This window comes from Streptococcus infantis, from assembly GCF_047460405.1.
GTDB lineage: Bacteria > Bacillota > Bacilli > Lactobacillales > Streptococcaceae > Streptococcus > Streptococcus infantis_Q.
The window spans coordinates 1-12,212 of the sequence record NZ_JASHGH010000026.1; the positions used below are offsets into that span (position 1 = coordinate 1).

Genomic DNA, 12,212 nt, shown 5'->3' on the forward strand with positions numbered 1-12,212 from the left:
TTCCCGAAGGAAGGTCTTTGAAGTTCGCAATTGAATCTTCTGCTTTTGGTGCGTCACCAACTTTAACAGTTTGGTCCTTAGCTTTTGGTTCGTTCTTATCCGCATCGCTACGTGGATCTTTTACAGTTACTTTAACTGGAACTTCGTCTGTTGACTTGTCTGGGTAAGTGACAACGACTACTGGTGTTTTTTCACCTGGTGTTGTTGTATCTACTGGTTCCTTGAACTTAGATGTTGTTCCTGAAGGAAGGTCTTTGAAGTTCGCAATTGAATCTTCTGCTTTTGGTGCGTCACCAACTTTAACAGTTTGGTCCTTAGCTTTTGGTTCGTTCTTATCCGCATCGCTACGTGGATCTTTTACAGTTACTTTAACTGGAACTTCGTCTGTTGACTTGTCTGGGTACGTAACTACTACTATCGCGTCTTTTTCACCCTCGGTTGCAGTATCTACTGGTATCTTATAAGCGAAAGTAGTGCCACTTGGAAGTTCACCAGCATTATCAATTGAGTTTTTAGCGTCTGGTGTTGAACCCGGAGCAACTGTTTGTCCCTTAGCAGTCGGCGTGTATTTGTCTGCTTCCCTAGCTGCTGGAGTAACTAAGTATGCTGCTGTAATCTTATCAGTGGATTTGTCAGGATAAGTAATGACAAGGTTTCCTTTTTCGTCGACGCTATATGTAGTACCTGGAGGGAAACTTGCATTTGCTTTTGTAGTTGCGGAGATAATCTTGTTTTTCTCATCTTCGCTAACATTGTTAGGATCAGCAACTTCTACTTTTTCACCTGCAACAGCATCAAGCTTCTTAGTAAGTTCCAAAACGGTAACTTTAAGGTCTCTCGTTACAACTGCATTTTTCTTACTTCTAACTGCGAAGGTCACAACAGTATCACCTGCTGGTTGTTCCCAATCAACAGTTCCTCCGTATCCGGCTGGACGGTGTTTAATAGTATCTGTTCCAGCTGTCTTTATGTAGGCACCTGTAGGAAGCAAGCCCTTGACACCGTCTGGATTATTAGGAACCCAAAAGTTTTCAATTTCATTTGATGCTGCTTCAACACCAATGTTAACAGACTCACCTGGATAAACCGTGATATGCGATCTGGTAACGAGAAGTTGGGTATTATCGTTTCCTCTTGAAACACCTCCATCCACTTCAGACTTTTCTGCACGAGTCGCTGTGACAGGAGCGCTCTTAGGAGATTCACTTTCGCCTACTGGTGTAGCTGTTGCAGTGATTTCACCTACAGGAAGGCTATTTGTTAGAGTAACTGTAGCTACACCTTGAGCGTCTGCTACTGCTTCACCAATAACAACACCATCATTATTGTAGAGTTTAACAGTTGAACCTGCTGTCGCTTTAGCAGTGACATCCGTTGTTGAACTTCCTTTTCCTTTAAGATCTGAAGTGATTTCTGGAGCCGCTACTGCAGCACGTGCTCTACGTGGTTTAGCCACTAAAGAGCCATCTTTAATAGTTTGAGTTGCTAACAAGTTTGCACTTGAAGCATCTGCAAAAGTCGCAACTACTGCTTCTTCTTTAGAATTTTGAGTAGTTTCAACTGCTTTTTCAACTTTTTCTTCAACAGCTGATGCTGGAGCTACTTCTACAGCTGGTGCTGCATAAGTTACATTCTCCTCGGCTGCAACTGGCTTAATTCCCTCTGCTGTAGAGCTAGTTTCTGGCTTAGCTTCTACTGTATCTGCTTTAACTGATGGAGCCACCAAAGCTGCCCCAACTGCAAAGACAAGCGAACAACCGAAAAGGAAATGTTTTCCCTTTTTGATCATACGCCAATTCTTTTGTTCTGCATTTTTACGATTAAAATACATGAATCTTTTCTCCTTATTTTAAAAATCAAAGCATGTCTTTAACATACATTTAATATTATAAAATAACTATTTAATAAAATCAATCCTTTTTCCTTTTTTATTTTTATATTTTCAAAATATAATGATAAGTCCAGCCGTTTCTTTTTTTGAAATACTTGTGATATAATAATAAGAATTAAAAAATATATATTATTTTTGTTTATTATAATCAAAAAATATAAATCAGTGATTCCTGATAACGCTCATATTTTTTAGCACGTACTGAGAAATCATCTTTGACTTTACGCAAGACTTTCTTGAGTTTACGACTCTGAGTTTTACGTTCATCCTTCCCTTAACGGGTGTCTCCTCAATATCTTGGCTCAGTTTTTCCAATTCTTCTTCAAGGACTTGAGCAAATTCAATCAACTGCTCTGAGGAGATAGGCTCTTCTTCATCCAGCTTAATAGCCTGATGGATAAGGAGAGTGATTTCTTCTTGAAAATAGATCTGTATCTGTTCTTGAAGTTTAGCGGAGAATCTCTCTGTCGCTTTCTTCCACACGAAACTATACTTGTTGGCATTGGCTTCAATCTTAGTTCCGTCAATAAACAAGCAATCTAAAGTCACTAACTCTTCCATTTTTAAACGAAGATTGAGGTCGATGAAAAGATCACGAATGAGTTCTCCCATCCCTTCAGCGACACGAAAACGATTGATGGTGCGATAGCTGACAACCAACTGTCCTGTTAGGTACTGCATAGCCAGATTTTAAATCATCATTTTTTCAATTTTTCGACCAGAGAACATCCCTTGTGAATAGGCAAATAGAAGAGTAGATACAAGCATTTTTGGGTGATAAGACGGGCGACCAAAGGCATGATAGAAGGCGTGGAAGTGACTGTCCTCCAAGGTATTCACCACTTTTTCAATAGTAAAGACGAGAAGGTCTTGTGGCAAGAAAGAACTGATTTCTAGTGATAAAGTTGTTTGATTTGTGTTATAGTGAATATGCATGGGATAGCCTTTCTAAATGGTTTATTATGCAATTCTATTTTACCAAGACTATCGAAACCATGCAAAAAAGCAACGGCACAAAACCGTTGCTTTTTTTGATAGAATCGAGACACTATTGTCTCAGACTTTTTGTTATTCTGCTACTTTTTCTCTTGTTTCTGGAGAGCTAGTTGCAGGAGTTATGTTTGACTCAGCTTGCTTATCGTTTGTTTCTGTATTGGCTGTTTCTGTGCTAGCTTCAGCTGGCTTAACTTTGGATTGAAATTCTTCGTTTAACAAAACGATTTCTTGAGCAAGAGATAAAAGAGCTTGCTTGTCTTTGCTAGCTGCTGCTAGTTTATCAAACAGAGCATCGACTTTTTCAAAGTCAGCATCAGAACCATTATTCACTTCCAAATAAGTATGAAGGGCAATAACTCCGTTGTATAGTTTTTGATAAAGAACTAAAACCTCTGGGTCTTGATTAGCATTCTCACGTTCAGTCTGAATGATTTGTGAAATTCGTTTTAGAAGATCTTGAACTTGTGTGTTTAGTTCATCAAGGTCTGCATCGTCTTTATCTAGAGCAGCTTTCAGATTTTTCACTTCGTCAGCAAGGGAAGCTTTAACACCTTCTTCTTTAACTTGAGCCACTAATTCATCAGCTTTTGTTAAGAGTTCTTCTACTTGACCTTTTCGAACATGATTGCTTTGTTCCTCAGGCTTAATATCATCATACAAACCTTTCAAAAATTCATAAACTGCAGTTTTTGCACTATGACCATCCACTTTTTCAGTATCTAAAATCGTTTCAGAAGGTTTATGAGCAACAGATTCATTCTTCACTGCTTCTTCTACCTCTAATTTTGTTTGATAGATTTCAGGGAAGAGTTTGTTTAAGTCAGTCGCCTTAAGGAAGGATTGTGACTGATAAAGGGTCCAAGTTAAGTTGGCAACTTTATTTCTAAGAGTGTCATTTAAGTGATTATCAGATAAATGTTGATAGAAATACTTAATGTACTCGACTGTTGTAACTCCAGTACGATCATTAAAGTCCTGAAGTGCTTCTAGTTTAGCTTCAACAGCATCTAAACCAGCTTCATCTTGGGCTAATTTATTTTCTTGGAGTTGAGCCAAGAGATCCTTTTTAGGAAGTCCATAAGCATCCGTATCCAAGGTATTAATCTTATCTACTAAAGCTTGATATTTCTTGTCTAAAGGACTGATTTCTGTTGGTTTTACACTAGAGTCAACGTGGATATACTGCTTATCAAACAAATCCAAAGCTGTCAAATATCCTGCAGTTGAGTTGGTTGAGAGTTTCTTCATATTTTCAGAGAATTGCCCCAAAGCAAGCTCAATTTGTCTTTGTTGAATTGGTTTATCTTTATAGACTTCACGACTTTCTGCTAGAAGTTGATCAACCTTATTTTGAACAGTAGCTTCATCAAAGGCTCCTGGTTGGTAGTTAGATTGCAAGGCAGGAATCTTATGTTTCAAAGCCACTTCATAGCCTTTAGTTTGTACTTTGATGTAGTGATTATGATCACCGTGAGGAATGACGAAACTACCATTTTCCACCTGCAAACTATATGGGGAGACACCATCACGAAGTGCAGTTGTATAGAGTTCGTTTAGGAAATCAAGCTCTGCATCGCCTGTTTGAAGCGGAATACGAACGTGTTCTTTTCGAACTGCATAAGGGTGAATGTGAGTTGGGTCATAAGCCTGGTCTGGATTTCCAAATACAAAGAATCCATTTGAAATTCGGATAGCTTCAAGCGGAACACCATAGGTTTTAGAGATATAAGCTATCTTTTCTTCATCGCTGGCATCTCGAGAGAAACTTTCTACATCTTTTGCAAGTGGTTTAACAGGTTCTACCTGATGATGTTCCTTCAAGTGCTCCTGAGCAGCCTTAATCTGCTCTGTTGATAAATCCTTTTTAAAGAAATAGTGATTGTGATCTCCATGTGAAACCACAAAACCTTGCTCATCCTCACTAATCACTCGCTCAGCATCGAATCCGTGATCGTGGTCTTCACCATGGTGGTGATCATGCCCGTCTTCATCATGGTGCTCATCTGATGGATTAGGTTTAACTTCGGTTTTACCTTTCAAGTGTTCCTGAGCTTCTTTAATCTGTTGAGCCGTCAAATCTTTCTTGTAAAAATAATGATTGTGGTCCCCATGAGAAACGATAAAACCTTGCTCATCTTCACTTATAACACGATTAGTATCGAATCCGTGATCGTGGGGATTGTCATGATTGTGGTCATGGTCATGACCTTGTCCTTCGCCTTCCTGACCATGATGACCCGACTCTTCTTGGTCGTGTCCATGGTGGTTATGATCATGATTCTCTCCATCTTCATGGTCATGGTCGTGCTCATGATCTTCACTTGGTTTGTTTGGATTTTCTACAGGATTTGACGGACTTACAAGACCTGAAAGTGGTATCAAACGTGCAATCTTTTGCTCCAAAGCAGATAGACTACTATAAGGGATGAAATGGTAGTGATTACCGTGTGGAATGGCCACCCCTGATGGAGTACGACTGGTAATTTTAGCCGGGTCAAATACCAAACCATCAGATTCTTTATAGCGGTGACTAACTGGTAAAGCATAAAGCTGTTCTAGAAGTTTTTGAAGATTATTTTCTTCTTGTACTGGATTGCTTGTAGCTGGTTTCTCTACTTGGTGACTTGGTTCAACACTTGGAATCGGTTTGTAGTCTGTTAAACTTTGTTGACTTCCTCTTCCAGCAAGGTAAGCTTGAGCGGCAGCCAATTCACTTGAAGATAGAGCACTCTTAGGAACGTAATGATAATGGCCACCATGAGGAACGATATAAGCGTCACCTGTATCTTCAATAATATCTGCAGCATTAAAGACATAACCATCATCCGTTGTATATCGACCTTGTGCTCTGGCAGTAAGAACTTCCTCACTTGCACTACCACTATCTGATGTGTGTTCTTGTTTTTGCTGCTCGATTTGTTCTTTGGTACGGACATTATCAGCATGGCTAGCATCCTTTAGATAGACATAGTATTTGCCGTCCACTTTGATGATATAGCCACCTTTAATCTCATTGACAATATCTTGATCACGCAACTGATAATTCGGATCTTTCATGACCAGTTCTTCGCTAAAGATAGCATCATAAGGCACCTTACCATTATAGTAATGGAAATGGTCGCCGTGGGAAGTCACATAACCTTGATCAGTGATCTTGGTAACAATCTGTTCAGCTTCTATTCCTTCCTTCTTGCTAACTTGATCTGGTGTCAGAGATTCATTCTTCTTAGCTTCAGATCCTTTACCGTCAACATAGGATACACGATTATCATCTTTTTTCTCAGGTGCTTGATGTTGATTCAAAGCATAAACGCAGACACTTAAAGCAAGGACCACTGCAGATCCTGCTAGATATTTTTTATTAATCTTCATAATCTCCTCATTTCAATTCTTCAGCTAAGATAGCCATATTTTCTTCTAAATTTTCCAAGTAGGACTTGTCATTTTGTGGGTCTGCCTCTAAAGGATTGAGGGTTTTAAGACTCACACCTGTTGATTTGACAAGAGTGTCCGCTACCTTAGATGAAGCATTGCTTTCTGTAAAAATCGTTTTAACCTTATAAGTTTTAACAAATTCCTGAATTTCTGTTAGTTGTCTTGGACTTGGTTCTTGTTCAGGAGAGATCCCTGCAATACCAAGTTGATTAAGTCCAAATCGTTTAGCTAAATATGAAAAGGCTGTATGCTGTGTTACAAAAGTTTTCTGAGTCGCTTTTTCAAATTTAGGCTGGAATTTCTTAGTTAATTCTTGAGCTTTTTTGATAAAGGCTTGCGCATTTTTCTGGTAAGTTTCTTTATGCTCACTATCAACCTCTGAAAGTTTGTCAGCGATAATTTGCGCTTCTTCGCCAGCTTTTTCAGGATCTAACCAAGTGTGAGGATCATACAAGGTCTTCTCATCAATCCCATCTCCTGCCTGCATATCTTCTAAGCCAGGCACGCGCTCCAAGGTCATACCTTCAGATGCTTCCAACACCTTTACCTTGGACTTTTGTAGGCTTGGATCCAAACTTCCCGCCCATGACTCTAATGTGTGAGAATGATAAACAAAAACATCGGCATCATAGATGGCAGCAATGTCATTTGCTGAAGGTTCAAAGGAGTGAATTCCGCTACTTGACTGAATCATCCGAACATCATTCAAGTCACCAGATACTTCCTTGACCATAGCATAGATAGGATAAAAACTGGTCACAATTTTCATCCCTTTAGTTTCATCACTCTTATCTTGACTGATCTTCTGTCCACAAGCTCCTAAAACGAGAGCAAGGAAGGCAAGCATGAGCCATAGGATACTTCTTTTTTTCATAACAACTCCTTAACTAGTATTTAACCATTTAATTAACTAGTAAATAGTTTATCTTTATTTAGAAAATATGTCAAGAATTTTTACACAATTTCACAAAAAAGAGAACAGAATCCATATTCTGCTCCCTTTTTATCTTCTATAATAGTTGTATAGTTACTTACTCTCCTTTAATAAGACTAATAACTTTTCAGCTTCTACCATAATAGTATTGTTGTCCTGAGAACCAAATAACAGGTTATTTTTTAATCCTGTGAGAGTTTCGTTGGCATTGGACTTAAGAATTGGATCCTGAATCTTTTTAAGTAACTCTTCCGCCTCTCTCAGTTTTTCTTCAACCTTTTCAGTTTCAACCTGAGGTTCCTCTGGTTCCGATGGTGATTCTTCTTCTGATTCCTCTGGTTCTTTTAGTTTTGGAGATTCTGCTTTCTCATTTTTCGGTTTTTCTTCGCGAGGTTTTTCCTCCTCAATTTTTTCTGTCTGAGGTTTCTCCTCTGTTGGTTTCTCTGTTTGATTGTTAGCAGCTTGACTATTGTGGTTTCTTTGAACATGGTCGCTCGCATTGCCCCAACCACTATCTGAATGCGGACGTTCGTGTGGATGTTCGACATAATACTTCACAGTTTCAAATAGCTCTTCTAAAGTATACCCCTTAGGTGCCTCATAAAGTCCTTCGTCAAACCACTCAAATTTGATGTTATGGTAATGGTCATAATGAGGTATAATCAAACTTCCATTTTTAACTTCCACAGTATGTTGGAGATTGTAAGGCATACGGTCAAGTGGTACCTTCTTAGCTGCTTTTACTCGATTGTAAATCGCTTCTGCTCCCTTAGCCTCAGTATTTCCTGAACTTTGATGATTTGTTGAAGGAGGCGTCAAACCTTTCTCTTTAGCATAAGCTTGACCTGCTGCTCTTTCAGCTTCAGATAAACTTTCTTTCTTAATCCAATGACTGTGGCTCATATGCGGAGTTACATAGGCATCCCCCTCATCACTGGTGATATCACGGGGATCAAAGATATAGCCATCTTCTGTTGTATACTTTCCTGCCAACTTGGCTACTTGAATCTCATTATCTGTGTAAGTTATTTGTGCATTTGGTTTTCCTAAACGTTCTGGATGACGAATCGGCGCTAGAAAAGCAAGGATATCATCAACTAACTTGACTTTATCACTTGACTCATCGTTGAGACGTTCCAATAGTCTATCCAAAGCGTCAAAATCAGCCTGGCGCCCTTTATTGGAAATCAAATCTTGATGAACTGTTGCTAGTAAATCATAAACTTTGTTGTAAAATTTTTGATCACCAGATGCAAGATTGGTTTTCTTAGCTCCTAACTCATGAGACAAACTTTCTTGTTTGGTAAGTTTATTATCAATGGCTGCAACAGTTTCTGCTGAAAGTTCCTTGGCAGAAATATAACGCGAAATTCCATTCTCTTCGAAGACGTAACCATCAACCACCTTTCGAATCGCCTGTTTTACCAATTTTCCATCAATTGGATTGCTTGGAGCTAGTTGAGGATTTGGTACAGGTTGTGGACTTGGTATTGGGGTAAGCTCTGGAGTCGGAATTGGTTTTAATTCTTTACCACCTGCAGTAGTATGATTTCCTTGATAATTTTCAGAAATCATTCTCGCAATCTTCTGCTCTAAATCAGACATTTGAGAATAAGGGATAAAGTGGTAATGATCTCCATGAGATACCGCTACCCCATTCGTAGTTTTTCTTGTAATTTGCGCTGGATCAAAGACAAGCCCATCTGATTCCACATGTCGTTGGCTGAGTGGCAAGGCATAAAGTTGTTTCAAAAGACTAGATACGTCTTCACTTGGACTTGCTTGATAACTATTATCCACTTGTGGGCTAGCACTTGGAGCCCATCTTCTAATATTTGTCTCAACATTACTATGATTTGTTTGTCCATATGAACTACTATTCGATGCCTCTGATGAGCTGCTAGAAGAATTTGTTGACGGACGATACCCAACTGAGCTTGTTTGGCCACCTTTACCAGATAGGAATGCTTGGGCCGCAGCTAATTCACTGGCAGACAAATCACTCTTAGGAATATAATGGAAGTGATTGCCATGTGGAACGATGTAAGCATCGCCAGTATCCTCAATAATATCACTTGCATTAAAAACATAGCCATCATCCGTCGTATAACGTCCCTGAGCCCTTGCTAGGGTAACTTCATTGCTAACTTTTGTTCCACTACCATGTCCGTGTTCTTGCTTCTGACGATTGATCTCATCCTTACTACGAATATTTTTTGCATGGGATGCATCTTTGAGGTATACATAATAGCGACCATCAACCTTAATGACATAACCACCCTTGATTTCATTTACAATGTCTGAATCCTTCAACTGATAATTCGGATCTTTCATCAGAAGTTCTTCACTAATGATAGCATCATAAGGAACCTTGCCATTAAAGTAATGATAATGGTCCCCATGTGAAGTTACGTAACCTTGATCGGTAATCTTAACGACAATCTGTTCTGCATTAATACCTTCTCGCTGACTAACCTCATCAGGCGTCAGATTTTCAGTCTTAGCACTAGCCTGATTCCCTTCTATATAAGACACACGATTAGACTCTTTGCTAGTCTGTACCGCTTGGTAACGCCCCAGTTCATAACTGGAAAGGCTTAATGCTAAAAGAGCTACTGAACCAAGAACATATTTTTTATTGATTTTCATCTAAACACACTTTCTATTTTCATTTATTCGTTAAAGAAGAACTACACTTTTTCCTAAAGACCTTCCTTAACTGGTTAACCATACAACTGAAAAACGAAATCACTTTTAAAACTCCTCCTATTTTCTATATTTCAAACAAGATTTGAGCGAGTGAGTTACCTCTTTATGTACTTAACCAGTTATTTAACTAGTTAATAGTTTACTCCTATCACATAAATCTGTCAAGAATTTTTTTGACTTTCAGGTAAAATCTAGATAAAAAAGAGGAATATCCCCTAGTATGAGATAGATTCCTCTTTATAATATTTTAGTGTTGAAATGGCATAAAATCCGAAACAAAGGAAATGCTATCCTTATCTTCTGCGTTGACAAAATTTAAAAATAGCTTTTGAAATTCTTCAAATTCATAGTCTGAATGACAAATCCACTCCTTACCCGTCGAGACATACCATTTTCCAAGACTTGCAAGTTGCTCCTTGGTCAAGGATGGTACATGAGAGCAATGTTCAAAGTTAATAATATAAACTTTTTCATAGATTGATTTGATAAAATCTTTGAGCATAAACTTTTCTCGCTTAAATTCTATACCTAATAACTAGTTGTACTATTCAATCACTTGGGTTTCAGCTAGTTTTTTGTACCAGTGAGCTGATTTCTTTGGATAGCGTTCTTGCGTTTCAAAGTCCACATAGAAGAGGCCATAGCGTTTTTCATAACCATTTGACCATGAGAAGACATCCATAAGTGACCAAATGAAATAGCCTTTAACTACTGCTCCGTCTGCAATAGCATCTGAAATAACTTCCATGTGCTTCTTCACATAGTCGATTCGACCGTCATCGTAAACTGTGTTATCAACGAATTCATCCTTGTAACCAAGACCATTTTCTGTGATGTAGATTTTCTTGTAGTTTGGATAATCCTTTTTCACGCGCATGATTTGGTCGTATAATCCTTGAGGATAGATAATCCAGTCCCAGTCAGTACGAGGTACATAGTCAGGAGCTACACGACGACCAACACCCTTGATCTGGTATTTAGAGCTTCCTTTCTCCCCTTTACCATTATGGATGATTTCTGTCTCACCATCAAAAGCTTCCATCCAATCACTCATGTAGTAGTTAATTCCAAGGAAGTCATTCAGGTCTTTAGCTGCTTCAAGTGCCACAAAGTCTTCGTCTCGAAGATCCAACTCACCACCATTAACTGAAAGAATGTGGTTTACACCTTCCATGGTTTTATCGGAATAGTGTCCAAGGTAGGTTGCATCTAGAATAAACTTGTTATGGATGATATCTTCCAATTCAGCCGCCCGAACGTCTGCTGGATTTTCTGGATCCAAAGGATACTTAGTTGGAAGAGCGTGCACAACTCCAATTTCACCTTCATACCCTTTGTCTTTATACAATTTCACAGCACGCGCATGAGAAACCATCATATTGTGGTGTGATTGGAAAACTTTGGCAAGGTCATACTGAATCCCTGGAGGGAATTTTCCTACTAAGTATTGACCATCACCGATTGGTCCGATTTCATTGAAAGTAGTCCAGTAGTTGACTTCTGGAAATTCTTCGAAACAGAAGGCAGCATAATTTACAAAGTGTTCGATATTCTCACGATTCAAGAAGTCTCCATTTGAGTGAAGAGCTTCAGGTGTATCAAAATGGTGAAGAGTTACGAACGGTTCTACATGACGTTTATGACATTCTGCAAATAAGTTATGATAGAATTCTACCCCTTTTGGATTTACTTCACCATAACCAGTTGGAAAAATACGTGACCAAGCAATTGAAATACGGATACCGTTTACCCCATATTCCTCAGCTAACTGCAAATCTACTGGATATTTATGGTAAAAATCACTAGCTGGTTCAGCTGTGTACCAATAGTTATCTGCTAGGTATTTGTCCCAGGCAACAGGACCTTTACCATCTGTATGAGTAGCTCCTTCTGCTTGATAAGCAGCTGTTGCGCCACCAAATATAAAATCTTTAGGAAGTGTTTTTGTCATTTTTTCACCTATTTCTTGATTGAATAAAATGAAAAGCGAGCGGAGAGGAGCTAGTGAGCTATCCATCTCCGTCTCACTTCTTGTAGCAAGTCACCGAATTGTGACATGAGGAGGTAAAAACGATATTTTTTTACCGACGAATTAACAAGGCGATTAGGAAATTCGCCACAGCGATTTCCGTGATGATAGGAGACTGTTTTACAGTCCCTAAGGTAATTCGAATTGTGACATGAGGAGGTAAAAACGATATCTTTTTACCGACGAATTAACAAGGCGATTAGGAAATTCGCCATAGC

General features: G+C 38.9%; 9 protein-coding genes. 1 reads left to right on the top strand and 8 read right to left on the bottom strand.

Features of this window, described 5'->3' with window-relative positions; genetic code table 11:
• The 3 genes from QM928_RS09505 to QM928_RS09515 form a co-directional block, all read right to left on the bottom strand.
• The coding region (locus QM928_RS09505) for a Rib/alpha-like domain-containing protein (RefSeq protein ID WP_414321999.1) at window positions 1-1,831 on the bottom strand (1,831 nt) is incomplete at its 3' end.
• A 222-nt stretch (window positions 1,832-2,053) separates the two neighbouring features.
• Window positions 2,054-2,572: a transposase gene (locus tag QM928_RS09510; protein ID WP_414294170.1), complete on the bottom strand. Its 519-nt coding sequence runs from the start codon at window positions 2,570-2,572 to the stop codon at window positions 2,054-2,056.
• 9 nt (window positions 2,573-2,581) lie between these two features.
• A complete protein-coding gene (locus tag QM928_RS09515) occupies window positions 2,582-2,827 on the bottom strand; it encodes a transposase (RefSeq protein ID WP_228113884.1) in 246 nt (81 codons plus the stop codon).
• Between QM928_RS09515 and QM928_RS09520 the strand changes: the two genes are divergently transcribed.
• Window positions 2,788-2,997 (top strand): hypothetical protein, encoded by a 210-nt coding sequence (locus tag QM928_RS09520; RefSeq protein ID WP_083301282.1) that lies wholly within the window; start codon window positions 2,788-2,790, stop codon window positions 2,995-2,997. The genes QM928_RS09515 and QM928_RS09520 overlap by 40 nt on opposite strands.
• Here the strand turns inward: QM928_RS09520 and QM928_RS09525 are convergent.
• From QM928_RS09525 to lacG, 5 genes are all read right to left on the bottom strand, one after another.
• Entirely contained in the window at window positions 2,960-6,259 is a 3,300-nt protein-coding gene (locus QM928_RS09525; RefSeq protein WP_414294171.1) for a pneumococcal-type histidine triad protein, read from the bottom strand. The genes QM928_RS09520 and QM928_RS09525 overlap by 38 nt on opposite strands.
• Window positions 6,260-6,266: 7 nt before the next feature.
• Window positions 6,267-7,196: a metal ABC transporter substrate-binding protein gene (locus QM928_RS09530; RefSeq protein ID WP_414294172.1), complete on the bottom strand. Its 930-nt coding sequence runs from the start codon at window positions 7,194-7,196 to the stop codon at window positions 6,267-6,269.
• Window positions 7,197-7,349: 153 nt separating this feature from the next.
• Complete coding sequence (locus QM928_RS09535) at window positions 7,350-9,905, bottom strand: pneumococcal-type histidine triad protein (RefSeq protein ID WP_414294173.1); 2,556 nt, start codon at window positions 9,903-9,905, stop codon at window positions 7,350-7,352.
• A 307-nt stretch (window positions 9,906-10,212) separates the two neighbouring features.
• Window positions 10,213-10,467, bottom strand: coding sequence for a DUF3884 family protein (locus QM928_RS09540; RefSeq protein WP_414294174.1), 255 nt, complete (start codon window positions 10,465-10,467; stop codon window positions 10,213-10,215).
• A 42-nt stretch (window positions 10,468-10,509) separates the two neighbouring features.
• Window positions 10,510-11,916 (bottom strand): 6-phospho-beta-galactosidase, encoded by a 1,407-nt coding sequence (gene lacG, locus QM928_RS09545; protein ID WP_414294175.1) that lies wholly within the window; start codon window positions 11,914-11,916, stop codon window positions 10,510-10,512.
• Window positions 11,917-12,212 lie beyond the last annotated feature (296 nt).

Excerpts from the sequence above, each read along its gene's own strand:
- QM928_RS09510 (WP_414294170.1), bottom strand. The coding sequence starts at position 2,572 with ATGCAGTACCTAACAGGACAGTTGGTTGTCAGCTATCGCACCATCAAT.
- QM928_RS09515 (WP_228113884.1), bottom strand. The coding sequence starts at position 2,827 with ATGCATATTCACTATAACACAAATCAAACAACTTTATCACTAGAAATC.
- QM928_RS09525 (WP_414294171.1), bottom strand. The coding sequence starts at position 6,259 with ATGAAGATTAATAAAAAATATCTAGCAGGATCTGCAGTGGTCCTTGCT.
- QM928_RS09530 (WP_414294172.1), bottom strand. The coding sequence starts at position 7,196 with ATGAAAAAAAGAAGTATCCTATGGCTCATGCTTGCCTTCCTTGCTCTC.
- QM928_RS09535 (WP_414294173.1), bottom strand. The coding sequence starts at position 9,905 with ATGAAAATCAATAAAAAATATGTTCTTGGTTCAGTAGCTCTTTTAGCA.
- QM928_RS09540 (WP_414294174.1), bottom strand. The coding sequence starts at position 10,467 with ATGCTCAAAGATTTTATCAAATCAATCTATGAAAAAGTTTATATTATT.
- lacG (WP_414294175.1), bottom strand. The coding sequence starts at position 11,916 with ATGACAAAAACACTTCCTAAAGATTTTATATTTGGTGGCGCAACAGCT.